At 40.2% G+C, this 26,737-nt stretch carries 19 protein-coding genes and 3 tRNA genes; 11 read left to right on the top strand and 11 right to left on the bottom strand.

Features of this window, described 5'->3' with window-relative positions; genetic code table 11:
• Nucleotides 1-51 precede the first annotated feature (51 nt).
• From M1F17_RS12115 to M1F17_RS12100, 4 genes are all read right to left on the bottom strand, one after another.
• Entirely contained in the window at nucleotides 52-1,101 is a 1,050-nt protein-coding gene (locus tag M1F17_RS12115; protein ID WP_094961754.1) for a hemin-degrading factor, read from the bottom strand.
• Between the two features lie 115 nt (nucleotides 1,102-1,216).
• Complete coding sequence (locus tag M1F17_RS12110) at nucleotides 1,217-3,361, bottom strand: TonB-dependent receptor domain-containing protein (RefSeq protein WP_094961755.1); 2,145 nt, start codon at nucleotides 3,359-3,361, stop codon at nucleotides 1,217-1,219.
• Between the two features lie 367 nt (nucleotides 3,362-3,728).
• Nucleotides 3,729-4,778: a 3-deoxy-7-phosphoheptulonate synthase gene (locus M1F17_RS12105; RefSeq protein ID WP_004263759.1), complete on the bottom strand. Its 1,050-nt coding sequence runs from the start codon at nucleotides 4,776-4,778 to the stop codon at nucleotides 3,729-3,731.
• Nucleotides 4,779-4,901: 123 nt separating this feature from the next.
• Nucleotides 4,902-5,765 carry a pyruvate, water dikinase regulatory protein gene (locus tag M1F17_RS12100; RefSeq protein ID WP_004263762.1) on the bottom strand — a complete coding sequence of 288 codons (864 nt, stop codon included), beginning with the start codon at nucleotides 5,763-5,765 and terminating at the stop codon, nucleotides 4,902-4,904.
• Between the two features lie 261 nt (nucleotides 5,766-6,026).
• Here M1F17_RS12100 and ppsA point away from each other — a divergent pair, with 261 nt between their 5' ends.
• Entirely contained in the window at nucleotides 6,027-8,405 is a 2,379-nt protein-coding gene (gene ppsA / locus M1F17_RS12095) for a phosphoenolpyruvate synthase (RefSeq protein WP_004263765.1), read from the top strand.
• A 707-nt stretch (nucleotides 8,406-9,112) separates the two neighbouring features.
• On the opposite strand, the gene ydiK is transcribed toward ppsA, so the two are convergent.
• On the bottom strand, nucleotides 9,113-10,228 hold the full coding sequence (ydiK, locus tag M1F17_RS12090) for an AI-2E family transporter YdiK (protein WP_004263767.1): 1,116 nt from the start codon (nucleotides 10,226-10,228) through the stop codon (nucleotides 9,113-9,115).
• 256 nt (nucleotides 10,229-10,484) lie between these two features.
• Here ydiK and M1F17_RS12085 point away from each other — a divergent pair, with 256 nt between their 5' ends.
• The 9 genes from M1F17_RS12085 (at nucleotide 10,485) to M1F17_RS12045 (ending at nucleotide 21,310) form a co-directional block, all read left to right on the top strand.
• Complete coding sequence (locus M1F17_RS12085; RefSeq protein WP_094961758.1) at nucleotides 10,485-13,538, top strand: FAD-binding and (Fe-S)-binding domain-containing protein; 3,054 nt, start codon at nucleotides 10,485-10,487, stop codon at nucleotides 13,536-13,538.
• Nucleotides 13,538-13,954 carry a 1,4-dihydroxy-2-naphthoyl-CoA hydrolase gene (menI, locus tag M1F17_RS12080; protein WP_094961759.1) on the top strand — a complete coding sequence of 139 codons (417 nt, stop codon included), beginning with the start codon at nucleotides 13,538-13,540 and terminating at the stop codon, nucleotides 13,952-13,954. The genes M1F17_RS12085 and menI overlap by 1 nt, the downstream gene beginning before the upstream one ends.
• 410 nt (nucleotides 13,955-14,364) lie before the next feature.
• Nucleotides 14,365-14,733, top strand: a complete 369-nt coding sequence (gene sufA / locus M1F17_RS12075) for a Fe-S cluster assembly scaffold SufA (RefSeq protein ID WP_004263773.1) — start codon at nucleotides 14,365-14,367, stop codon at nucleotides 14,731-14,733.
• A 16-nt stretch (nucleotides 14,734-14,749) separates the two neighbouring features.
• On the top strand, nucleotides 14,750-16,249 hold the full coding sequence (gene sufB, locus M1F17_RS12070; RefSeq protein ID WP_004263774.1) for a Fe-S cluster assembly protein SufB: 1,500 nt from the start codon (nucleotides 14,750-14,752) through the stop codon (nucleotides 16,247-16,249).
• A 45-nt stretch (nucleotides 16,250-16,294) separates the two neighbouring features.
• Nucleotides 16,295-17,041 (top strand): Fe-S cluster assembly ATPase SufC, encoded by a 747-nt coding sequence (gene sufC / locus M1F17_RS12065; protein ID WP_004263776.1) that lies wholly within the window; start codon nucleotides 16,295-16,297, stop codon nucleotides 17,039-17,041.
• Entirely contained in the window at nucleotides 17,016-18,323 is a 1,308-nt protein-coding gene (gene sufD, locus M1F17_RS12060; protein WP_110591616.1) for a Fe-S cluster assembly protein SufD, read from the top strand. Before sufC ends, sufD begins: the two co-directional genes overlap by 26 nt.
• 5 nt (nucleotides 18,324-18,328) lie before the next feature.
• Nucleotides 18,329-19,567 (top strand): cysteine desulfurase SufS, encoded by a 1,239-nt coding sequence (gene sufS / locus M1F17_RS12055; RefSeq protein ID WP_094961760.1) that lies wholly within the window; start codon nucleotides 18,329-18,331, stop codon nucleotides 19,565-19,567.
• Between the two features lie 33 nt (nucleotides 19,568-19,600).
• On the top strand, nucleotides 19,601-20,017 hold the full coding sequence (gene sufE / locus M1F17_RS12050; protein WP_036958665.1) for a cysteine desulfuration protein SufE: 417 nt from the start codon (nucleotides 19,601-19,603) through the stop codon (nucleotides 20,015-20,017).
• A gap of 228 nt (nucleotides 20,018-20,245) precedes the next feature.
• Nucleotides 20,246-21,310 carry a L,D-transpeptidase family protein gene (locus M1F17_RS12045; RefSeq protein ID WP_004263785.1) on the top strand — a complete coding sequence of 355 codons (1,065 nt, stop codon included), beginning with the start codon at nucleotides 20,246-20,248 and terminating at the stop codon, nucleotides 21,308-21,310.
• A gap of 96 nt (nucleotides 21,311-21,406) precedes the next feature.
• Here the strand turns inward: M1F17_RS12045 and M1F17_RS12040 are convergent, their stop codons facing one another.
• The 6 genes from M1F17_RS12040 to M1F17_RS12015 all read right to left on the bottom strand — a co-directional run bounded on the left by M1F17_RS12040 (nucleotide 21,407) and on the right by M1F17_RS12015 (nucleotide 25,721).
• Nucleotides 21,407-21,643: a major outer membrane lipoprotein gene (locus tag M1F17_RS12040; protein WP_004263789.1), complete on the bottom strand. Its 237-nt coding sequence runs from the start codon at nucleotides 21,641-21,643 to the stop codon at nucleotides 21,407-21,409.
• 425 nt (nucleotides 21,644-22,068) lie between these two features.
• Nucleotides 22,069-23,481 (bottom strand): pyruvate kinase PykF, encoded by a 1,413-nt coding sequence (gene pykF / locus M1F17_RS12035; RefSeq protein ID WP_318836995.1) that lies wholly within the window; start codon nucleotides 23,479-23,481, stop codon nucleotides 22,069-22,071.
• A gap of 417 nt (nucleotides 23,482-23,898) precedes the next feature.
• A tRNA-Val gene (locus tag M1F17_RS12030) sits at nucleotides 23,899-23,975 on the bottom strand.
• A gap of 30 nt (nucleotides 23,976-24,005) precedes the next feature.
• Nucleotides 24,006-24,082 (bottom strand) — tRNA-Val (locus tag M1F17_RS12025).
• Nucleotides 24,083-24,112: 30 nt separating this feature from the next.
• Nucleotides 24,113-24,189, bottom strand: a tRNA-Val gene (locus tag M1F17_RS12020).
• A gap of 158 nt (nucleotides 24,190-24,347) precedes the next feature.
• Nucleotides 24,348-25,721 carry an MATE family efflux transporter gene (locus tag M1F17_RS12015; RefSeq protein ID WP_094961762.1) on the bottom strand — a complete coding sequence of 458 codons (1,374 nt, stop codon included), beginning with the start codon at nucleotides 25,719-25,721 and terminating at the stop codon, nucleotides 24,348-24,350.
• Nucleotides 25,722-25,995: 274 nt separating this feature from the next.
• Here M1F17_RS12015 and M1F17_RS12010 point away from each other — a divergent pair, with 274 nt between their 5' ends.
• The gene (locus M1F17_RS12010; protein WP_004263802.1) at nucleotides 25,996-26,661 is read left to right on the top strand and encodes a riboflavin synthase; all 666 of its coding nucleotides are present in this window, start codon (nucleotides 25,996-25,998) and stop codon (nucleotides 26,659-26,661) included.
• Nucleotides 26,662-26,737: the final 76 nt, after the last annotated feature.

Genomic DNA, 26,737 nt, shown 5'->3' with positions numbered 1-26,737 from the left:
GTATTTAGAAAATTACCATGACAGATTATCTACTTTCTTATTATTCTTTTATTATATGCGAGATATTGAAAGAATTTGCTTGCTCCATTCTATTTGTTCGGGAGTGCCTTCAATACGCTGGCCATACATTTGAATAATTTGGTTACCTTGGGTATCAAAGACCTCAAGACTTGTCACAAAGCCATCTTTAGTTGGCTTACGTGTGACCCAGCACTCAGAAATGCCATTTTCAATGATATGAAGTTTAAAGTTTGTACTTGAAACATTTAACCAATCAGTTTGAGAACTTTCAACAGAGAGTGATGATAGTTCATTTATTTTTCCTGTAAATATTTGCACACACCCACGGTTTCCTACAAAGAGCATAACTTCATTTTTTGCATGGTATGCAAGAGAGAGTAATTCAGATAAAGCCGTAGTAGGGACTTGCCATGCTAATTCTTGGCTAACGACACGAAAAACTTGCTGACGACTTAAATTGTGTTTCTTTAATATACCAAAGAACTGATGAACATTGGTCATCTCACGCCATTGTTGCTCTAATTGAGAGGCGAGTTCTTCGCTAATTTTCTGTTCTGAAAATGGCGAAATTGTTTTAGGTTCGATAGGCGGATTCTCTGATGTGCTGTAGCGCTCTATCATGGCTTGCCAAGCAGCTATATCAGAGTTGTCGGTGGAAAAGACCTTGTGTAACGAATCACCATATTTATCGAAAAATTGAATACTGTGGCGAGTTCCCTCTGGCATTTTTTCAGTGAGTGCAAAAACTGAGCTCCACTGCGCAAAGAACATGCGTAAGTCTAATGCTTTAGGGTTTAGAAATAGCCCACCGTGGTTACTAAATTTTGGGTTATTGTATGCACCCGTTTGAATACTAACAGCGTACTGATTACGAGTGATCCCTATAGCTTTGCCTATTGTGGTTAAATCTTGCAAGATATCAATAGGTTTACTGACCAATCGTTGAACATTATCTTTACCGACACGACAATGAATTAGTTGGGCCTCCGATACGCTAAGTAAGGCCGCTATTTCTTGGGAGTGCTTATCAGAGTGCATTTTCTTAGCTTGCAGGTAATCATTATAGAGGTTTGAATTCACAAATTTTTCCTTAATAAAATTAAAAGACATAGTGAAAAGTTATCAACTGATTTATTTTTTATACTGCTGATAAATTTAATAAAATCAGTTGATAACATGGTTTTTTACTACTTAACTACCAGTTGTAATTCATGTTGAGATAAAAGTTCCGACCTTCTTGGGGTACGCCAGTGGAAGATAGATATGGCTTATCAAATGCATTTTTCATTGTGAGAGTCGAACTTAACCCTTTTATGAATTGATCTGCTTGGTAATTCACATAGAAATCATGAATGCTATAGCCCGCATATTGAATGACTTCTTTATGATAGCGGTCTAAGCCTTTATCAGATCTGTGATGCCACTTTTTATATTTATCGTTACCTTGAAGTTGCGTTCTTGCAGAGAATTCCCCTATCCAACCTAGAGTAAAGCCAGTACTAGCAACCGGTACATTGAATCGAGCCGTTAGTGTTTCAGGACGTATAGACGAAAGAGAATAATGTGAGCCGTCTTCTCTACCTGTGGTTTTATTGTGATTGATATTTAATTCAAACCACCGTGTTCTGTAGCTTATAAAGCTATCAATGCCATAAATGGATGCGCTGGGGATATTGATATAATAAAGCTCATCTGGGAACCATTGGCCATACCTTGGCGTATAAAGACCTTCAAGGGCAATATGGTTTTTAGCTTTGGTCTTAAAGTAGGTTGAACCGAATTGAAGGTCGCTATTATCAATAAATACCCCATCAAAACTGATTTTTATACCTGTTTCGAGGGTTCTATTCGTTTCTGGACGTAAATCAGGCGATGGGCGAAAGTTCGAGGGAGTGCCAAAAAAGGGTATAGTGAAATGGTTAGAATTGTTATAAAGCTCGGACATACGTGGGGTACGGTATGCTTCAGCGTATGATGAGTAAAGATTGAGCCAATGGGTTGGAGTAATACTAACAGCCATACGGGATGACAAGTTGATATGTTTATTTTCAGGGAAATTATTCCTCGATGCACGGTATTGTGTAAAGCGCGTTCCAATTGATAAAGTTAACGGTAATTGATGCAATGTCATGTCATTGACTAACCAGCCAGACAGGTTATCAAGTTCTGCTGGTGGATAACTTATTGCATACTGATTTGACGTTTGCTTTTGCTGATAATATTCGAAACCACTTTGAATATGATGATTTACCCAGTTATACATAGGTAAAGTGAAGCTATTAGTAAATTTAGTCCCATAGGTATATTGATTTCGCGTTTCAGAGCCATACTCTTTTGGTTTGCTCTTGACCTTAACTGTATCAGTTTGATCTAAATATAAATCTGTATAATAAATATCCCACTGGGCTTGCCAATTTACCTCATTTTTGGGTGTAAAAAATTGGCTAATGGCAACATCTCGCTGATGGCTTTGTCTTTCATGCGGTGTATTTGGATATCTATTTTTTTCTGAAGGTTTAGCGGGTTGTTTTACCCCTAAACTGTTGTTGCGGTATTCTTTTAATTGTAACGTCAAGTTATATGAAGGGTGGGCAAGCCAGCTGCTTTTGAGCATCCAGTTGCTTAGCTGTTCAGTATTATCAACCTCTTCAAACTCGGGTGAGCCGAGTAGGTGCTTTTTACGTTGACTATAGGTAAACAGAGTATCTGTTGATTCAGTTCTGCCTAATAGCGTTGCACCTGCATAGTAACCGTGATCATTACGGTTAATACCGCTAAAGACCTGACCACCGATTTTTTGCCCTGGTTTTAATATGTCAGCTGCATTTATTGTTTTGAATGATACGACTCCGGCTAACGCCCCGCCGCCATGATGTACAGATGATGCGCCTTTATGGACGTAGACTTTTTTTACTAAGGTGGGGTCAATAAATGTAGCTTCATATAAGCCGGAATAAAAGTCTTGGGTGATATTATCAACGGTGACTTTAACACCTCGTGAATCATAACCCCGCATTTGAATACCCTGGCCATAAGTGCTATTGGAACCAGAAACAAATACCCCAGCTTGGCCTTTTAGTAAATCTAAGGCGGATGTCGCAGATTGATATTCAGGCGCTTTTGCATCAATTACATCGACTTGTTCTGCTACAGCGATATTTTCTAAACTAAGAGGTGAGGTCGAAACGTGAATAATGTCGCGGGTATTCGCTTTTGGAGTCGATAAGTTTTCACCTAAAGCGGTGTTGCTAAACCCGGTCATTACAACGGTGGCAGCAATAGCTGAGAGTGATATTTTATGATCTTGATGGATTGATGCAGGCATCGATTTAAACAGCATAGGAAATCCTTTCCTTTGGTTTCAGAATTTGCTGGCTGCCTGGATAAATAATCTGGGTGGCATGCAATAAATATTTATGTAACTCATTTATTTATTAGAACTATTTAGCCCTGTAATGTCGTAGCGAATAATGGGCTAGGCTACAGAAGTTCTAACGGATAAATTAGTTTGTAGTGAGAATTATTATCGTTGGCGCGAGGTGGGTCAAGGATTTTTTGGATTAAAATTCTGTATTTATTTTATTAATTAGATTATTATATTATTTAATTATGCATTAAATGATAATTATTTTTTTTGTAAATATAAAAGCCCTTTAGTTTCTATGTTCACTAAAGGGCTCATAATAAAAAAATTGGAATGATTTGGCTTATTTAAAGCGTGACTCAACAGCTTGAGCAAGAATTTCAATAAGTTGTTCGGTATCTTCCCAGCCAAGACATGGGTCGGTAATAGATTGGCCATAAACTAACGGTTGGTCAGAAACCACTTTTTGTGTGCCTTCAACTAAGAAGCTTTCTGCCATCACTCCACTGATAGCGGTCGAGCCATCTTTTATTTGCTCCGCAATATCTCGTGCAACTTCGAGTTGGCGACGATGAATTTTTTGGCAATTACCATGGCTGAAATCGACCACTAAATGCTCTGGTAATTCGAATTTACGCAGTTTGTCACAGGCTGCTGCTAAGTCACCAGCCGTGTAATTAGGCTGTTTACCGCCACGCATAATGATATGGCCATGCGGGTTACCACTGGTTTGGTAAATGGTCATTTGGCCATTCTTATCCGGCGATAAAAACATATGCTGCGCCTTTGCAGCTCTTATCGCATCAATAGCAATATTAATATTGCCGTCGGTGCCATTTTTGAAACCTACAGGACAGGACAATGCGGATGCCATTTCACGGTGGATTTGGCTTTCTGTTGTGCGAGCGCCAATTGCTCCCCAACTAATGAGATCGGCAATATATTGGCCCGTGACCATATCAAGGAATTCGGTTGCCGTGGCTAACCCTAACTGGTTAACTTCAATCAATAATTTACGAGCTAACCGGATACCAGTGTTGACTTGGCAAGAATTATCGAGGTTAGGGTCAGAAATTAACCCTTTCCAACCAACGACAGTACGTGGTTTTTCAAAGTAAGTTCGCATGACAATTTCTAAACGGTCTTGATGACGCTCTCTTAACACATTTAGTTTTTTAGCGTATTCAATAGCGGCATCAATGTCATGAATGGAACAAGGGCCGACAATGACCAGTAAACGTGGGTCTTGGCCGGATAATATCTGTTCTATGCGTTTTCGTGACGCTGTCACGTTTTCAGCGACTTTTTGGGAAATAGGAAACTCATCAGCAAGAGTTTGTGGGGTAATTAAACTGTCCACTCTCGCAGTACGTAATTCATCAGTTTTGTGCATTTTCTTTCTCAAAGAACTTTAATAGGCGTATGCCCTATAAGTGATTAAGATCACAATAAACGAATATGGCTTAATTTCAACCTCCAACTTAGCAGGAATGAATATTTTTTTTATTTGTATTCATTAAAAGATTCGTCTTTGTAAGCCCATGGTATCAATCACTTTTGCTGAAATTTCTTCAACAGAATAGTTAGTTGTATTTAAGTAGTTGATTTTATTTTGTCTAAATAAAGCTTCCACTTCAGCTATCTCAATACGACATTGCCTTATGGATGCATAACGGCTATTTTCACGGCGCTCTTCGCGGATAGCTGCTAGCCGTTCAGGGCTAATAGTTAAACCAAACAATTTATGTGTATATGGGCGTAATGCTGCAGGTAATTGTAAATTATCCATATCATCAGCCGTAAATGGGTAATTTGCCGCTTGGATACCAAATTGCATCGCTAAGTAGAGGCTTGTTGGCGTTTTGCCACAACGTGAAACACCAATTAGTATCACTTGAGCTTGGTCTAAATTTCGTAAAGAAATCCCATCGTCGTGAGCCAGTGTGTATTCAATAGCAGCTATACGTGCATCATATTGATTCATATTTTGCATGGATAGGCCATGGGTTCGGTTGAGTTTTGGCTCAGGTTCTAGGCCGACTTCCTTCTGAATTGGGGCGACTAGACTTTGGACGATATCTTGGCAAAAACCTGCACTCTGGGTAATGATTTGCTTAACTTCAGGGGAGATAATCGAATAGAACACTAAAGGACGCAACTGGGTTTCTTCGAAGATAATATCTATTTTTTGCTTAATTTCATGTGCACGAGCTTCGCTTGTTACAAACGGCAGAGTATAAGAAATAAATGACAGAGGAAATTGAGAAAGTACGGCGTGCCCCAAAGTTTCAGCGGTTATCGCTGTTCCATCAGAAATAAAAAAAACAGTACGTTGAACTTGGCTTACCATATTATTCATTGCTCCTAATTCGCTCATCATTATTCGTCTCTATTGTATTTATCACTGGATATTGGGAAATATTATCTTTGTTTAAAGTTTAAAAATTAGTTTATAGGGGAAACTATAGCCATTTTTTGAACGATTTTTAGAACAAAAAAGTTTTCTTCAGTGATGGAACGATTCACCAGTCCATCTTCTCTTAGCGTCTGTGCTAGTCTATTTCACGAGGCGAAATTTCGCCAACGAGATTTTTTACGATTTGTACTCTGTCACTAAATTGCTATAAAAGGATCGCTTTCAATGTCCACAAATGGCCTCACTCCGTGTAATGTACTTTGGTATAACCAATTAGGGATGAATGATGTTGACCGTGTCGGGGGCAAAAATGCTTCTCTCGGTGAAATGATCACTAACTTATCTGATCTGGGAGTATCCGTACCTAACGGTTTCGCGACAACCGCACAGGCGTTTAATGATTTTCTGGAGCAGAGCGGTGTAAATCAACGCATTTATAACCTGCTAGATGAAACGGATATTGATGATGTGAACCAACTGGCTGTAGCAGGTGCTCAGATCCGTCAATGGGTGATTGATACACCATTGACGAAGGAGTTGGAACAAGATATTCGTGATGCTTTCGCACAACTGTCAGAAGGTGAAGCGGAAGCTTCATTTGCTGTCCGCTCATCGGCAACTGCTGAGGACATGCCTGACGCTTCGTTTGCAGGGCAACAGGAAACATTCCTTAACGTTCAAGGAATTGACGCTGTATTAGTTGCGATTAAACACGTTTTTGCTTCATTGTTTAATGACCGTGCGATTTCATATCGTGTTCACCAAGGTTATGATCACCGCGGTGTAGCACTGTCCGCGGGCGTTCAACGCATGGTACGTTCAGATTTAGCCTCATCGGGTGTTATGTTTACGATTGATACTGAATCGGGCTTCGACCAAGTCGTATTTATTACCTCTGCGTATGGTTTAGGTGAGATGGTGGTGCAAGGCGCCGTGAATCCAGACGAGTTTTATGTCCATAAACCAACGTTAGCCAATAACCGTCCTGCAATTGTGCGCCGTACCCTGGGCTCTAAAAAATTACAGATGGTGTACGCCAACAGTAAAGAGCACGGTAAACAAGTACAAATTGAAGATGTGCCAGAAGCACTACGCAATCGTTTCTCTTTAACTGATCTCGAAGTGGAAGAGCTTGCACGCCAAGCTATACAGATTGAAAAGCACTACGGTCGCCCAATGGATATTGAGTGGGCAAAAGATGGTCATAATGGGCGTTTGTATATTGTCCAAGCAAGGCCAGAAACCGTTCGCTCTAATCAACAAGTGATGGAGCGTTATCAATTAAAACAACAAGGACAAGTTTTAGTTGAAGGACGTGCAATCGGTCATCGTATTGGCTCTGGGGCTGTTAAAGTCATACATAACTTGAGTGAAATGGATAGAATTCAGGTGGGTGATGTACTTGTTACCGATATGACAGACCCTGATTGGGAGCCTATCATGAAAAAAGCCGCTGCGATTGTTACGAATCGTGGTGGACGTACATGCCATGCTGCGATTATCGCGCGTGAATTAGGCATTCCTGCGGTTGTGGGTTGTGGTGATGCGACTGACCGTTTGCAAGAAGGCCAAGAAGTGACAGTTTCTTGTTCAGAAGGTGATACGGGCTTTGTGTACGAAGGTAAACTGGCGTTTGAAATTCACAGTTCTGAAGTGAGTGATATGCCAAATCTAGATGTCAAAATCATGATGAATGTCGGTAACCCTGACCGTGCATTTGATTTTGCTTGCTTACCTAATGAAGGTGTGGGTCTAGCTAGACTTGAGTTTATCATCAATCGTATGATTGGTGTTCACCCAAGGGCATTACTGGAATTTGATCAGCAATCTCCTGAGTTACAAGCAGAAATTCGCCAAATGATGGCGGGTTATGATGACCCGATTGAATTTTATGTCGGTAAATTAACCGAAGGGATTTCTACTCTAGCCGCTGCTTTCTGGCCAAAACGCGTTATTGTCCGTTTATCTGACTTCAAGTCTAATGAATATGCCAACTTAGTCGGTGGGGATATTTATGAACCTGAAGAAGAAAATCCAATGTTAGGTTTCCGTGGTGCAGGGCGCTATGTATCTGACAGCTTCCGTGCCTGTTTTGCATTAGAATGTGAAGCGGTTAAACGTGTTCGCAACACTATGGGGTTAACGAATGTTGAAGTTATGATCCCATTTGTGCGGACAGTTGCACAAGCTGAGTCTGTAGTTGCTGAGCTGGCTAAACATGATTTGAAACGTGGTGAAAACGGTCTAAAAGTCATTATGATGTGCGAAATTCCATCAAATGCTTTACTGGCAGATCAATTCCTCGAACATTTCGACGGTTTCTCTATCGGTTCGAATGATATGACTCAGTTAACATTGGGTCTTGATAGGGATTCTGGTGTTGTTTCTGAGTTATTTGATGAACGAAACGATGCGGTAAAAGCCATGTTATCTATGGCTATACAGGCTGCAAAACGACAAAACAAATATGTAGGTATTTGTGGTCAAGGGCCATCCGACCATCAAGATTTTGCTCAATGGCTGGTAGATGAAGGTATTGATAGTTTATCTTTGAATCCAGATACCGTGGTACAAACATGGCTGACGATAGCTGAGAATCAATAGTTATCTCGTTTTTTAATTATCAAGGCTGAATGTGAATAACATTCAGCCTTCGCATTTATTTGATTAAAATTACCTATTACAGAAATTGATTAATACTATTATTAATAGGTTGATAGCAAACAGTTCTAAATAAATATTCATATAATACTTTTTAGGTATAAATAAAAAACGAATATAATTACTCTTATTTTGTGTATTTGATTTGAACAGAAAATATATCTTAAATAGAAATAACGAAAGTTATTTAATTATATAACGCTAAAGGAGTATGAAAACTGCTAGTTATGTCAAAAATTGATATTAATCAATAATTATAAAGTGATGTTCTGATTACGATATGAATAATATTCATATTAAATGAGGATAAAAAAAAAGCCTATCATGGGCTGACAGGCAAAGACTACACACAGCAATTCAGTTAAATAAAGCGATGCCTAAAAAGGGAGGGGCATCGCTTTTTATATCCATATGATTCAATAATAGAATATTAAACTATTCATATTATACAATCATTAAGAACACTCTCAATATTAATATTACTCATTGTTACTTAAAGAGAATTAATTCAATAGATTTATGTTAACATAAATTAGACTAAATACTAACGTTAGAATGTTAAATATTGTTTCTAAATATTAATGGAGCAATACTTATTAAGTTAGCAGGCATGTCTTGCTTGAACATGCCTGCTACTAATCAACTACGTACTACTTTTTAATCGAAAACTCTTCTTCTAGAAATTTTTCAGTTTCTGTTAAGTCTTCACTTGGAACTGCAACCTCATTCATCCAAGCTTTTAATAAGCTATATGAAACGGCTAATACAACAGGGCCAATAAACAAACCAATCATGCCAAATGATAAAATTCCACCAATAACACCAACAAGGATCAGAACCATTGGTAAGTCAGCCCCCATTTTAATGAGCCATGGGCGAAGAACGCCATCCATAGTGGCAACAACGGCGGCCCATATAGCAAGGATAATTCCCCATGTCGTATCACCTGTCCAAAATAGCCAAATGACGGATGGCACCATAATGAGTAGAGGCCCCAATTGCGCCACACAGCATATAAACAACAAGACAGTTAAGATGGCCGCATAACCAATACCCGACAAGGCAAGTCCAATTCCTCCGACGATGGCTTGAATTAGCGCGGTGACGACGACACCAAGGGCAACAGCTCGAATAGATTGTGCCGCTAACACGACGGCAGCATCCCCACGGATCCCTGCGAGACGGACCGCAAAGTGACGGATGCTAACCATGACAGATTCGCCTTTAAGATAGAGCAAGCCACTAAATAGCAGCATTAGCATCAAGTGAAAAACAAATCTTCCTGCGCTAATGGCCTGTGTAGCAAACCAGCCAGCAGCTTGGCCAAAATAGGGTTGAATTTTAGCAAGTAAAGCATTCCCCCCACTGGCGACTAAGCTATGCCATGCATAGTAAATTTTCTCACCCACCATTGGAATGGTATTGAGCCATTCTAAATCAGGCAATGTTAGGCTTGACGGCGATTTCGCTAAATCAATAAGTGGTGTGCTATTTTCAATGATACTGCCAATTAGAATACCCAATGGAATAACGAACAGCAGTAATATAAGAAGAACCATCACCAATGTAGCTAACCAGCGCTTATGCCATAAGCGAGCTTCCAGTCTTAATAATAGTGGCCAAGTAGCAATTACCATCATTCCAGCCCATACAAAGCCAAGAATAAATGGATTAAGTACCCAAAAGCAGGCTGCTATCATTAAAACGATGGATAATAGGCCGAAAATAAGTTTGGGAAGATCCAAGCGTTTTTGCGATTTTTCCATTAATGACTGGTCCTTTACAAATGAAAATTCTGTGTCTGTGGCAAATTTTTAGGTGAAAATAACGTAATTTTTTTTCACGGTTAAAAAAAACAATATTGTGATATGGTTCATAATGACAATGTCATCAGCGGCTGTGCTGTCTTTACAGGCTGTGAAGGTAACCCATCATAGACCTAAGACACTATTGTGCAACTTAAAATAAAGATAGTACATAACGAGTAATGCGAACACTAAACAACAAGAGTCATCGTTAATAATGATCCCGCGTATATCAGAAGCTCCTCATCTTAGTCATCTAGTTATTGAGTTCTTGCATGAGCTACAAGAACAGGGTTTTACTGGGGATAACGGCACCAGCTATGCTGAGCGTTTATCCATGGCAACAGATAATAGTATTTACCAACTATTACCCCAAGCGGTTGTATTTCCGCGTTCGAGTGCAGATGTACAAATTATCACTCGGCTTGCGGGGCAAGCGAAATTTCGTGAGCTCAGCTTTACACCTCGGGGTGGTGGGACGGGAACTAATGGGCAATCCTTAACTGAAGGGATTGTTGTGGATATGTCCCGTTATATGAATAGGATTTTAGAAATAAACCCAGAGCAAGGTTGGGTTAAAGTTGAGGCTGGGGTCATCAAAGACCAATTAAATCAATACCTCAAACCTTACGGTTATTTCTTTTCGCCGGAGCTATCTACCAGCAACCGAGCAACATTAGGTGGAATGATCAACACTGACGCATCAGGTCAAGGCTCATTAGTATATGGTAAAACCTCTGATCACGTGTTAGGCGTTAAAGCCATGGTGTTAGGTGGAGAATGCCTAGATACACGTGCTATGCCTATCGAACTCGCCCAAACGATTGCGTCAGAAGATTCAACAGTGGGGCGTATATATAAAACAGTATTAGAACGCTGTTTAGAGCAACGTCCATTAATTGAAGAAAAATTTCCCAAGTTAAATCGTTTCCTGACAGGGTATGATTTACGTCATGTATTTAATGATGAACTAACAGAATTTGACCTTACCCGTATCTTGACTGGGTCTGAAGGGTCTTTAGCCTTTATTACCGAGGCGACGCTTGATATCACACCTTTGCCAAAAGTACGCCGCTTAGTAAACGTCAAATATGACTCTTTTGAGTCCGCATTGCGTAATGCACCTTTTATGGTTGATGCAAAAGCCTTGTCTGTTGAAACAGTTGACTCGAAAGTATTGAATTTAGCGCGTGAAGATATTGTTTGGCACTCAGTTAAAGCATTGATTACTGACATTCCAAATAAGGAAATGTTGGGGCTGAATATTGTTGAGTTTAGTGGTGATGATGAAGCGGAAATTAACCAATTAACTGAAAGCCTTTGTCAGCGGCTTGATGAGTTAATGGCGAATAACCAAGCCGGCGTGATTGGTTATCAAACCTGTCATGACCTTGAAGATATTACGCGCATTTATAACATGCGTAAAAAAGCAGTTGGGCTGTTAGGGAACAGCAAGGGGGCTGCAAAGCCAATTCCGTTTGTTGAGGATACTTGTGTTCCTCCTGAGCATCTTGCTGATTATATAGTGGAATTCCGTGCATTATTAGACAGTCACAACTTGAATTATGGCATGTTTGGTCACGTGGACGCAGGGGTATTACATGTCCGTCCTGCGCTTGATATGTGTGATCCGCAGCAAGAAGTATTGATGAAACAAATTTCTGATGAAATTGTGGCATTAACCGCTAAATATGGTGGGCTTTTGTGGGGTGAACATGGGAAAGGTTTCCGTGCGCAATATAGTCCTGAATTTTTTGGCGATGTATTATACGGTGAGCTTCGGAATATTAAAGCGGCATTTGACCCCGATAACCGTTTGAATCCAGGTAAAATTTGCCCACCTGCGGGGTTGGATGCACCGATGAAGCAGGTTGATGACATCAAGCGAGGAACGTATGACCGGCAAATTCCAGTCCAAATGCGCCAAGAGTTCCGTGGTGCTATGGAGTGTAATGGCAATGGGCTGTGTTTCAATTTTGATGTAAAGAGCCCAATGTGCCCATCGATGAAGGTGAGTGGTCAACGAGTCCATTCTCCGAAAGGCCGTGCAACACTTGTTCGTGAATGGTTAAGGTTGCTAGCGGAACAAGGCGTTACACCAGAACACCTTGAAAAAGGAATTACGCACAACCAGCCTTCATTAAGAGGCTTAATCGAGAAAACCCGTAATACTTGGCGTGCGAAGCAAGGGGATTATGATTTTTCTCATGAAGTGAAAGCTTCAATGGCTGGGTGCCTCGCCTGTAAAGCCTGCTCAACACAATGCCCGATTAAAATTGATGTGCCATCATTTAGAGCTAAATTTTTAGCATTGTATCATGGGCGTTATTTGCGACCTATTCGGGACCATATTGTTGCAAACGTCGAAGCGAGTGCACCAATACTTTCCAAGGTACCTAGCGTATTTAATTTCTTTTTACGTCAACTGGTGGTGCAAAAACTGAGCCAACACACCATTGGTATGGTGGATTTACCGTTATTTTCTCAACCCACATTAAAACAAGAACTTTCAGGCCATGCCGCGGTTTCTGTTACGCTTGAACAACTTGAAAGTATGGCGGATTCACAGCGTGAAAAATATGTGCTGGTGGTTCAAGACCCTTTCACTAGCTATTACGATGCCAAAGTGGTGGCAGATTTTGTCCGCTTAATTGAAAAGTTAGGTCTTAAACCTGTATTGTTACCGTTTTCACCGAATGGAAAAGCGCAACATATCAAAGGTTTTTTAGCGAAATTTGCTAAAACAGCTCGCAAGACAGCGGACTTTTTAAATCGAGTGGCAAAATTACAGTTACCAATGGTCGGTGTTGACCCTGCACTGGTACTTTGTTATCGCGATGAATACCATGAAATTTTAGGTAAAGAACAGTGCCAATTTACGGTGATGTTGGCGCATGAGTGGTTAATGACATTGCCTGAACCACACAATGTGCAAGTGGCTTCGACACAACCATGGTATTTTTTCGGTCATTGTACGGAATCAACGGCTTTACCTAATAGTGCGAATCAATGGGCAGCGTTATTTGCTCGCTTTGGGCAAACATTAAATAATGTTAGTGTTGGCTGTTGTGGCATGGCAGGGACTTATGGGCACGAAGTGGCCAATCTTCAAAATTCAAAAGGAATTTATGATTTATCGTGGAAAGGCGCGATGTCTTCTTTGCCAAAAGATCGCTGTTTAAGTTCAGGTTATTCTTGCCGTAGCCAAGTTAAGCGAATGGAAAATGTATCGATAAAACATCCGATTCAAGCACTGTTGGAGATAGTTTAATGATTTGGAAACGTCAATTTAATTTGCAACAACTCGCTGAAATGTCAAAAACCTGCATGTTAGGGCATCTTGGCATTGAAATCACGGCAATTGGAGATGATTATTTAGAGGGAATAATGCCTGTCGATCATCGTACCAAACAGCCTTTTGGGTTATTGCATGGCGGTGCTTCTGTTGTGTTAGCCGAATCCTTGGGTTCAATTGCGGGTTATATGTGCTCGGAAGGGGAACAAAAGGTGGTCGGGTTGGAAATCAATGCAAATCATGTTCGTGCTGCTCGCTCAGGGGTTGTAAAAGGTATTTGTAAGCCTATTCATTTAGGACGTCGCCAGCAAGTGTGGAATATTGAAATTTTCAATGAACAAGGCAAATTGTGTTGTACTTCTCGCCTGACAACTGCGGTATTATTTGAATAATAACCATTCTATATATAGGGTTTTTTGGCTAATTAAATGCCAGAACACCCTATAAAACCCTTGTTCTTGTATGGTTATATGGCCATTCTTTCTATAAATTCATTTTTTATCAAGTTAATTAAGTTGTATAATAAATGCATCTTTATTAATTTGTGTCATTTAAGTGTATTATTTAGTACAAATTTGAATAAAAAATACAACTCTACTTATTCATTATTTATCAATGGGTTAATCTTATTTTGCTAGGTGCTTGTTTGTTTTTTAACCTGATAATGAGCAAGAAAAGAGCTAAAATAGCTATAACCTCTTAAAACAAATGGTTGAAGTCAATTAGCTAATCATTACCATAGGGTAGGCAGAGTTAATCTCCTGATAACAGGCTGAAAAGCCATAAGAAATGTGGGGTCAATATGACTGACGGTGTAGAGACATTTTCATTTGATGAAAACAATTGGCAGGGAGTTAGCCTGACACAAAGCGCTGCAAAACAAATCAAAAAATTGATGGTGCAAAACCCAAACACTAAAGGGCTTTCACTTGGCGTAAAACAGTCCGGCTGCGCGGGTTTTGGTTATGTATTTGAAATGATCGAAAACCCAACAGAGCAACACCTGTTATTTGAACTCGATGGCGCACATCTTTATGTGCCAAAAGAAGCAATGCCATTTATTGATGGCACAGTCGTTGATTTTGTCCAAGAAGGGCTGAATCAAATTTTCAAATTCAATAACCCGAAAGCCCAACATGCCTGTGGGTGTGGTGAAAGCTTCGGCGTTTAACATGTGAAGTCAGATTATGTCACAGAGCAATGTAGAAGTTGGCGATGATGTTCAAAGCTGGCTTGATGACCAGCGTTATAAAGAAGGCTTCTTTACCGAAGTCGCGACTGATGAAATGGCGAAAGGCATCAACGAAGATGTGATCCGCGCAATTTCAGCAAAACGTAATGAGCCTGAGTGGATGCTCCAATTCCGTCTTGATGCCTTTAATCACTGGAAAGGCATGGAAGAGCCTCATTGGCTTAAAGCGAATTACCCAAATCTCGATTATCAAGACTATAGCTATTATTCTGCGCCATCTTGTGGCTCATGTGATGATACCTGTGGTTCGCAATCTGGTGCAACCCAAGGCACAGGTGTAGCGGAAACCAATAATTATTTAACGGCTGAAGTTGAAGAAGCTTTTAACCAATTGGGTGTTCCTGTACGTGAAGGGAAGGCTGTTGCGGTTGACGCCATTTTTGACTCGGTCTCGGTATCTACAACTTACCGTGATGACTTAGCCAAACATGGGGTTATTTTTTGTTCGTTCAGTGAGGCTATTCAAGAGTACCCTGAACTGGTGCAGAAATATCTCGGGTCAGTCGTTTCGAGCCATGATAACTTTTTTGCGGCATTAAATGCGGCGGTAGCTTCAGATGGTACGTTTGTGTATGTACCAAAAGGCGTACATTGTCCAATGGAGCTATCAACTTATTTTAGGATCAACGCAGCCAAAACAGGCCAGTTTGAGCGTACGATTTTAATTGCCGATGAAGGTAGTTATGTCAGTTATATCGAAGGGTGTTCTGCGCCTGTTCGTGATAGCTATCAGCTCCATGCGGCGGTTGTTGAAGTGATTATTCATAAAGATGCCGAAGTTAAATATTCGACTGTCCAAAACTGGTTCTCCGGTGGAGATAGCGAAGCCGGTGGGATCCTGAACTTTGTGACTAAGCGTGCATTGTGTGAAGGTGAAAATTCAAAAATGTCATGGACGCAGTCAGAAACTGGCTCTGCCATCACATGGAAATACCCAAGCGTTATCCTTAAGGGGGATAACTCTGTCGGTGAGTTTTTCTCTGTTGCATTAACAAATGGTAATCAGCAAGCAGATACCGGAACGAAAATGATCCATATCGGGAAAAACACCCGTTCAACGATTATTTCTAAAGGTATTTCAGCAGGTAAAAGCCAAAACAGTTATCGCGGTTTAGTGAAAATTTTACCAAGTGCACATAATGCTCGTAACTTTACCCAATGTGACTCTATGTTAATTGGTACACAGTGCGGTGCACATACTTTCCCGTATGTGGAAGTTAAAAATAATACGGCACAGCTCGAACATGAAGCGACAACCTCACGTATTGGAGAAGACCAGTTATTTTACTGTTTACAACGTGGTATCAGCGAAGACGATGCGATATCAATGATTGTAAATGGTTTCTGTAAAGATGTGTTCTCGGAGCTTCCATTAGAATTTGCCGTAGAAGCACAAAAATTACTGGCAATCAGCTTAGAGCACAGTGTTGGTTGATCCTAATCGAGTTTATTTGCGCTAAGGCGCTAAAGGCATGTAAATATGTTAAGTGTTAAAGATTTACACGTGAGTGTAGAAGGTAATGAGATTTTAAAAGGGTTATCTCTGGAAGTAAAACCAGGGGAAGTTCACGCCATCATGGGCCCAAATGGCTCTGGTAAAAGTACATTATCAGCCACACTTGCTGGCCGCGAAGAGTATGAAATTGATAGCGGTGAAGTGACGTTTAAAGGTAAAGACCTGTTTGAGTTAGATCCAGAAGAGCGTGCAGGGGAAGGCGTTTTCCTCGCATTCCAATACCCTGTTGAAATTCCAGGGGTCAGTAACCAATTTTTCTTACAAACCGCCGTTAATGCGGTCAGAGAATATCGCCAGCAAGAAGCATTAGATCGTTTTGATTTCCAAGATTTTATTGAAGATAAAATCAAATTATTAGAAATGCCAGAAGATTTACTTGCTCGTTCTGTTAACGTGGGTTTTTCCGGTGGTGAGAAAAAACGTAACGATATCTTGCAGATGGCAGCTCTAGAGCCTCAATTGTGTATTCTTGATGAAACTGACTCCGGTTTAGATATTGATGCGCTGAAAATTGTGGCTAACGGTGTGAATTCATTACGTTCGCCTGAACGTTCATTTATTATCGTAACCCACTATCAACGCATTTTGGATTATGTAAAGCCTGACTTTGTCCACGTGTTATATCAAGGGAAAATCATCAAATCAGGTGATTTCAGTTTAGCGAAAAAACTGGAGGAGCAGGGTTATGGCTGGCTTATTGACCAACAGTGAAAGAGCACAAAAACGTGCTGAAGTTGCAAAGCTCAATGAGCAAGCAATGTCACGTTTTTCTGAATTGTTTGAGCAACGACACGGTGTGAATTCTCAACATGCTAAAACGCATTGGGAAATGGCAAAACAAGTTGGCTTGCCTGCGTTTCGCCATGAAGATTGGCACTATACACCACTAAATACGGTACTTGAGGCTCAGTATCGTTTTAGTGATAGCGATGTTGAAGCAAAAGACTGTGAAGCATTGGCTCTGCCGATTGACGCCTATCGCCTTGTTTTAATTGATGGGCGCTATAGTTCAGCACTAAGCTCCATTGATATGGGGCCATTCCAAGTGTCTTTGCTTGATAACCAAGACTTGCTTCCTTCGCCTGTAAATAGCGAGATTTTCTTGCATTTAACAGAAAGCTTGGCGGTACAACCGTTAGTTGTTCATCTTGCTGCAAATAAAATAGCAGAGAAACCATTGTATCTGCTGAATATTTCAACGGGTAGCAGCGATAAACAAGCTACGAATATTAGCCAGTATCGCTACCATTTAACGTTAGATGCGAACAGCAAAGCTCAAGTGATTGAGCATTATGTCAGTTTGAATGACCAAATGCACATGACGGGCAGCCGTTTAACGGTTGAAGTCGGTGATAATGCAGATTTTAGTCACTTTAAGTTAAATATTGAAAATGGTCAGGCTCAGCATTTTGCTCACAATGATATTGTTATTGGGCGCGATAGTCGGGTGAAAAGTACGAGCTTTTTACTTGGCGCATTATTAACGCGAAACCATACCAGTGCTCGCCTTGATGGTGAAAATACAGAATTTGAACTTAACAGTTTATTGCTGCCTAAAGGCAATGAAATTGCAGATACTCGTACGTATTTGGAGCACAATAAGGGTTACTGTAATAGCCGCCAACTACATAAAGTCATTGCGATGGATAGCAGTAAAGCTGTCTTTAATGGCATGATTAAAGTAGCGCCGAATGCATTAAAAACAGATGGTCAGATGACTAACAATACGTTGTTGTTAGGTGAAAAAGCTGAAATTGATACTAAACCTCAGCTTGAGATTTATGCGGACGACGTAAAGTGTGGTCACGGTGCAACGGTCGGTCGTATTGATGACGAACAACTGTTTTATCTGCGTTCAAGAGGCATTGAGGGTAAAGCAGCAAAACATATGATTATCATCGCATTTGCTGCAGAACTTACAGAATCTATTGAATCGGAAGAGTTAAAACACGCTGTGATGGCAAACATCCGCCAGCGCTTAGCGGAGGTTTAATCCCCATGCTATTCAATGTCGCTTCAGTCAGGCAGGATTTCCCTGCCTTATCTCAGTCTGTCAATAATCATCCATTAGTCTATTTGGATAGTGCAGCAAGTGCACAAAAGCCTTTGCAAGTCATTGAAAAAGAGAGTGAATTTACGCTGCATCAATATGCCGCGGTTCACCGCGGTATACATACTCTCAGTGCAAATGCCACGACAATGATGGAAGAGGTTCGTCAAAAAGCGGCCGCTTTCATTCACGCAGCTTCAAATGAAGAAATTGTGTTTGTTAAAGGCACAACGGAAGGTATTAACCTAGTAGCAAATAGTTTTGGTCGAAAGTATTTCCATGAAGGGGACAATATTGTCATCACTGAAATGGAACATCATGCGAATATTGTACCTTGGTATATGTTAGCTGAAGAAATTGGTTTTGAAATCCGAGTTATCCCAATTTCTGATGATGGTAGGCTACAGTTAGAGGTATTAAATGATGTCATTGATTCACGCACGCGATTATTGAGCTTTACACATATCTCTAATGTATTGGGAACAGTTAATCCCGTACAGGAGATAATCAAGCAAGCACGAGCAATTGCTGCCTCAAAAGGCGGTGAAATCACGGTATTGGTTGATGGTGCGCAAGGTGCAATGCATCAGCAGGTTGATGTACAAGCTTTAGACTGTGATTTCTATGTGTTTTCAGGTCACAAGCTATATGGCCCGACGGGTATTGGTATCCTTTATGGTAAAAAAGCTATTTTGGATATGATGCCACCATGGGAAGGTGGTGGGGCGATGATCCGCCAAGTCAGCCTGACCAAAGGGATCACTTTTGCTGACGCACCTTGGCGCTTTGAAGCGGGAACACCTAATGTAAGCGCAATTATTGGTTTAGGGGCGGCATTTGATTATTTAAATGCACTAAATTTATCTGATGTGTTTGCTCATGAAGCTGAAGTGATGGCTTATGCTTCTAAGAAATTGCAAGAAATACCTTCAGTTATATTATATGGCAATGACCAACGGGAAGGTGTTCTGGCTTTCAATTTAGGCAAGCACCATGCTTATGATGTTGGGTCTTTCCTTGACAGGTATGGCATTGCAATCCGTACTGGGCATCATTGTGCTTTACCATTAATGGAACATTACCAAGTTCCCGCTATGTGCCGCGCTTCTGTAGGGATATACACCACCAAAGAAGAAATCGATTCTTTATGCAATGCGTTACAGCGCATCAAAAAATTGTTAGGCTAAGCACATAAGAAACAGATGGTAAAGGAACTGAGCATGCCCGCATTACCCGATGAAAGTAAGTTATTACGTAATTTCTCTCGCTGTCAGGACTGGGAGGAGCGTTACCTCTATATGATAGAGCTAGGGGGGCGTTTACCTGAACTCTCTGAGGCACAAAGAAGCGATAATAATTTAATCGCTGGATGCCAAAGCCAAGTGTGGATTGATATGCAAAAACAAGCGGACGGGACAATTACGTTTGCAGGTGATAGCGATGCAGCCATCGTTAAAGGGCTAGTTGCCATTGTTATTATTCTTTTTCAAGGTAAAACAGCGCAACAAATATTAGCACTTGATGTGAAGTCATTTTTTGAACAATTAGCATTAGAGCAGCATTTAACACCTTCACGTACTCAAGGTTTGAATGCGATGATCCGCACAATTTTATCGCGAGCGGCACAATTAGTATAATCTTACCGAGGGAGCCTTATGCTCCCTCTCTTATATTTTACTTCTTGGGTATTATTCTTTATCCGAGCAATTCATTAAAGTCATCGTATTTAGTTATCATAAAAAGACTACTTCCATATTAATACTTAATAAAAATATTTATTTAGTATTAAAGATATGAGAGATAGTTGCTATTATGAACAATAATCATTGAATTATTGTAAGAACATTATTTTCCTTGGAGTAGGTATGAAAAGAGTTTTGACGGTGGCAAGTTTGTTTGTCATGAGCGCCTTATTGGCTCCAGCTCAAGCAAAAGAATATCCATTACCTGACAGTAACACTCGACTTATCGGGGAAAATTACACGTATATCGTACCCAATGACGGGCGTCCACTGGAAGCCATTGCCAGTGAGCACCAAATTGGGCTACTAGGCATGCTTGAAGCAAACCCTGGAACGGACCCGTATCTTCCTGAAGCTGGAAAAGAGCTTATCATTCCAGCACAAATGTTGTTACCGTCAACGCCAAGAACCGGAATTGTGATTAACTTAGCGGAGCTGCGTTTATATTATTATCCGGCGAACAGCGAAGAAGTGATTGTTTACCCTATAGGTATTGGCCAATTAGGTCGTGATACACCTGAAATGGTAACTTCAGTAAGCCAATCAATTAAAGATCCAACATGGACGCCAACGGCGAACATCCGTAAAAATTATGCTAAAGAAGGTATAACGCTTCCTGCTGTCGTTCCAGCAGGTCCTGAAAACCCAATGGGCTTGTATGCATTACGACTAGCATATGGGCGTGGTGAATATCTGATCCACGGTACTAATGCAGATTTTGGTATTGGTATGCGGGTGAGCTCCGGTTGTATTCGTTTACGTCCTGATGATATTGAAGCGTTATTCAAGACAGTACCAAAAGGAACTCGTGTCCAAGTTATTGATCAGCCTGTAAAATACTCCAAAGAAACTGATGGCAGTTATTACATTGAGGTGCATCAGCCATTATCTCGGACAAGTAATGATGACCCACAAACAATGCCAATCAAACTGACTGACGATTTCAAGCGTTTTCTGGAAAATGAAGGGGTTGATAAGGCTTTAGTAGAAAAAGAGCTAGCAAGGCGTTCTGGGATGCCTGTGCGTGTGAATAATGATCAGGGTAATAGTTCTTCAGACTCTGAAACGCAGCACGAAGGGTTAGTGCCTATTGAACCTTTTACTATTTCACAGCCACAGCCTATCTATGACCATAAAGTCAGCGCAGTGCTTCCTACTAAATATCGCTCTTCCTCTGTAGTTGAATAACTACTCCAAATAATAAGGGCCTATTTTCATAGGCCCTCATAAATACTATTAGCTTCAAAGAAGCGCCGTTTCAACTAGACAACGACCAAATCTAACTTATTTTTTGTAAGTACGAACTTGGTTGTCTAAACGTTGGTTAGCACGTGCTGCTTCTTCTTGAGCTGTCTGTACGTCAGAACGCAGAGACTGAACGTCGTTGCTCAGTTGATCAACTTTACCATTCAGAGTTTGTACGTCTGAAGAGAGTTTTTGCACTTCAGTGCTGTTAGAACAACCCGCTAGTAATGCTGAAGCTAATACGATAGAGCCCAGTACAATTTTAGTACGAATCATTATTTTACCCTCTAGATTGATTTATCTTGAAAATATAAAAAGCAAGTCACCAAACAATAGAGCTAAGACTGTTATTTACAGCTTGCTATATCCCTTTAAAACAACCTAATGAAAATTAGGGTATGGCACTTACTATGTCTTATGCTAGTACTAAATATAAAGTTTTGCTAGAAATACTTTATATTTAGTACTAGGAAAAAGAAGAAAAATTTAAATTAAGATCAATGAAGGTTGTTATTTGACCAATTTGAGTGCGTTTTATGATATTACGCTTAAATAGCAATAAGATATTTACTAGAGAAAATGAAATAAATGAATAGTTACATCAGGGCAGCACTATATGTTAAATTTAAATTAAAAAGCCGATAGATGAAGTGATCTTGAAGTGATCTCTATCGGCCTTTTAAAAGACAAATAAAATTTAATTACAGCACGTGAACTGAAGAGGTATTGGTTGTACCGCTTTGTACTAACGCACCGGAAACCATCACAACAGCATCACCAGGAGCCGCTAATCCACTTTCTAGAGCTGCGCGTTTACCTTCACGATAAAAGTCATCTGTAGATGTAAATCCGCCAACTATCATTGGGATCACACCTTTTACTAACAATAACTGACGTGCAGTTTCTTCATTAGTCGTTAACGCGAGGATTGGTGCAGTAGGGAAATATTTACGAACAGACTTAGCAGACTTACCGCCGTAGGTTGCTACAACGATTAGTGGAACATCTAATTTTTCAGACATTTCCACTGCACCACGACATACAGCCTCAGTGACACGTAAGCGTTGGCTTGGTTTTTGATTATCGATACGAGTTTGCATGATGCGGTCAGTACGCTCACAGATAGTCGCCATAATAGTTACGGCTTCTACAGGGTATTTACCTTTCGCACTTTCACCTGAAAGCATAACTGCATCAGTACCATCCAAAATAGCATTGGCTACGTCACCCGCTTCTGCACGAGTAGGACGTGGGTTTTTGATCATTGAATCTAACATTTGTGTAGCAGTAATCACGACTTTACGCGCAGCAACACATTTTTCAATCATCATTTTTTGGGCGAAAATAACTTCTTCAACCGGGATTTCGACCCCTAAGTCACCGCGAGCAACCATGATGCCGTCAGAGGCTTCTAAAATCTCATCAAAATTATTCAAACCTTCTTGGTTTTCAATTTTAGAAATGATTTGGATGTTCTCACCACCATGTTTTTTCAGGTGAGCTCGAATTTCTTCGACATCTGAGCGTTTACGAATAAATGAAGCAGCAACAAAATCAACACCTTGTTGGCAACCAAAAACTAAATCTTCTTTATCTTTCTCTGCTAATGCAGGTAAGCCAATAGAAACGCCTGGCAGGTTAACCCCTTTTTTCTCTCCGAGGTCACCGTTATTTAAAACTTCACAAACGACTTCAGTTGCAGTGACATTAGTCACTTTCATGCCAATTAAGCCATCATCAACTAATACGGTATTGCCAACTTTTAAATCTGAAGTTAAGCCTGCGTAGGTCACGGCAACTTTATCTTTATTGCCTACAACAGAGGTATTGGTAGTAAATGTAAAAGTTTGACCCGCAACGAGTGAAACATCGTTACCACCTTCCAATTTCATGGTGCGAATTTCAGGGCCTTTGGTATCTAACAGAATAGCTGCTTGTTTGCCGGTTTTGGCACAAACAGAACGAAGGTTTTTGATTCGTTGACCATGTTCTTCATAGTCACCGTGAGAAAAGTTGAGGCGCATGACATTCATGCCAGCATCAAGAAGTTGAGTCAGTTTTTCTTCTGATTCGGTTTTTGGACCGATAGTACAAACAATTTTGGTTTTTTTCATGGCAGTCTATCTAATGTTATAAAGGAAATCGGTATTGTCGCCGATGCTTAGTACATTTTATAAATCGTACGCATGGTAAATTTTGTTGCGCAACTCATTTATAAGAATAGGCGACAGTCTGGTGTTTAATGCATTATTACACTTAAATTTGTCACATTTTGTTTCTTATTATAGTGTAGATGACAAATTCAATTAAAGCTAACGTATTGATTTACTACTGGTGAAACCTTTCAGCCAGCGTGAGTATTATAGACAACAAAAAACTGTGAGACAAATCAAATTTTACGAAATTGAAAGAAGAGACCATTCAGATCAAAAATTCATTTAAAATTAAGGAAGTTAATTGTTGCGCAACAAATTAAGGGAATAATAATAGACAATCAAGAGAAATTTTAGGTAGCAGGGAGATAAATAAAATGGTGCGTCCGAGTAGACTCGAACTACCGACCCCCACCATGTCAAGGTGGTGCTCTAACCAACTGAGCTACGGACGCACTGGAAAATTTGATTGTGTTAATTTGAAATGGTGCGTCCGAGTAGACTCGAACTACCGACCCCCACCATGTCAAGGTGGTGCTCTAACCAACTGAGCTACGGACGCGCTGAAAATTAACATTGTGTTCACTAGAAATGGTGCGTCCGAGTAGACTCGAACTACCGACCCCCACCATGTCAAGGTGGTGCTCTAACCAACTGAGCTACGGACGCATCTAAAAGATATCTAGGTGACAACGGGGATGAATATTAACGTTATGAAGTTCATCTGGCAAGGGGAAAATGTATTTTCGCGATAGTTTGTTCGTATTTAAAACTATCTGGTGCGAAATACATCTTCTCCCATAATAAAAAGCTTAAAAAACCGTCAATTAGCGAGCTGAGCGAAGTAAGACAACATCCTCTGTTTGCTTATGGATCCATATAATTCGTGTTGCCATTCCTATTGCAGCGGCACTTAAACCAATAATAAAGCCAATCCAGAAGCCTTTAGGCCCCATAGCCGGTGCGATAAAATCAGTTAACGCTAAAATATAACCAGAAGGCAAGCCAAGTAACCAATATGCGGTGAAGGTAATAAAGAAAATGGAACGAGTATCTTTATAACCACGTAAAATTCCGGCACCTATAACTTGCACAGAATCTGACAGCTGATAAATAGCGGCGTATAACATTAAGCTGCTTGCTAAAACAACTACCTCTGGGTTTTTGTTATACATCATTGCAATCGGCTCACGGAAAACGGCGGTGAGAACTGCAGTAAAACAAGCGACCATTAAGCCAACAGTAATACCAGTATAAGATGAAACTTTAGCAGCTTCAGTCGATTTCTGTCCTAAGTTATAACCTACGCGAATGGTTGCTGCTATTCCTAATGATAATGGGAACATAAACATCACAGAACTGAAATTCAACGCAACTTGGTGACCAGCTACTGCAACAACACCTAATGGGGCGACTAGCAGTGCAACGACAGCAAATAAAGTGACTTCAAAGAAAAGTGCCAGACCAATAGGCGTACCTAACACGATAATTCGCTTTAAGATTAATGGATTTGGCGATGTGAAAGAGAGTGTAGGGCGAATATCACGCTGCGCAGTAGCACGTTTCACATACCATCTCATCATCAGACACATAGCCCAATACACTGATGCAGTGGCGACACCACAACCCACACCACCTAAAGCAGGTGCACCAAAGTGACCATAAATAAAGATATAGTTAATAGGAATATTAATCATTAGGCCAAGAAAACCAATCACCATCCCCGGCTTGGTTTTTGAAAGCCCTTCACATTGGCTACGATATACTTGGTAAAATAAGTAGCCTGGTGCTCCCCACATAATGGCATGTAAAAAACGGACAGATTTATCTGCCAATTCTTTATCAATATGGGGCATATTGCTAATAATAAGCTGACTGTTATAAAGAAGGCACATAATGCCTAAGGCTAAAAGTAGCGCTAACCATAGACCTTGTTGAATTTGGTCGCCTATTAGGTTGCGACGGCCTGACCCATTCATTTGTGCAACGATTGGGGTTAATGCCATCAAAATTCCTTGGCCAAAAAGAATAGCTGGCAGCCAGATGGAAAACCCAACTGCAACTGCGGACATCTCAATTTCACTAACACTTCCAGCCATAACCGTATCCACAAACCCCATTGCAGTTTGTGAAAATTGAGCTAAAACGATAGGAATACCAAGTGCCAACAAGCTACGCGCTTCTGTAAAATATTTCTGCACGCATACACCTTTGTAATAAAAGCAAGTAAGAGAAAAAACTAGAAAAATAAATGAGTTACTAAAAACACATCGATCGCTAAAAACCGCTTATTCTATCCCGTTTCTAAATGGATTCCAATAATGATATGGTAACAAACTATAAAAGAGCATTTTAGAACCTAATATATTGTTACATACTAGGTTTATTATCGTTTTGTTTATCACTCAAATAGGATAGATCTCTAACAATTCTGATGTAAACTGAGCCTATTAATCCACTACACTGAGAATCATTATGTTTACAGGCATTGTTCAAGCGACTGCTCCTATTGTTGAAATTACAGAAAGGGCCAACTTTCGAACTCATGTAATGAAATTTACCCCAGAATTACTTATAGGTTTAGAAACAGGGGCTTCCGTTGCACATAATGGTTGTTGTTTGACGGTAACAAAGATTGATGGTGAAAGAGTTAGTTTTGATCTAATTAAAGAAACCCTGAGATTAACTAACTTGGGGGAATTACAAGAAGGTGATGTTGTTAATATCGAACGGGCTGCAAAATATGGTGACGAAATCGGTGGCCATGTTGTTTCAGGTCATATTATGACAACAGCTGAAATTAGTAAGATCTTCACATCTGAAGATAACCACCAGATTTGGTTATCAATTCGTGATAAATCTTTGATGAAATATATTTTGCATAAAGGCTTTGTCGCGATTGACGGTATCAGTTTAACGGTCGGAGATGTAATCAACAATCGGTTCTGCGTACATCTCATCCCTGAAACATTAGAGAGAACAACATTAGGTAAAAAACGGTTGGGTGATAAAATAAATATTGAGATAGACCCTCAAACTCAGGCTATTGTTGATACCGTTGAGCGTGTTTTAAATCAAAAAGAACAAGAAAAATTACTACAGCAAGCAGAAGAGATGGCGGACATAGCGAAAACAGAGTAAACAGACGTAAAAGGTGATAACCGCGTTATTTACTTTAAAGAAAAATAGCAGAAGAAACAGCCAAGTAGGCTATAGC

Origin of the sequence: Providencia sp. PROV073, from assembly GCF_033688125.1 — a bacterium.
GTDB lineage: Bacteria > Pseudomonadota > Gammaproteobacteria > Enterobacterales > Enterobacteriaceae > Providencia > Providencia hangzhouensis.
The sequence above is the reverse complement of the archived record's forward strand: the minus strand, read 5'-3'. Positions and strand labels throughout refer to the sequence as shown.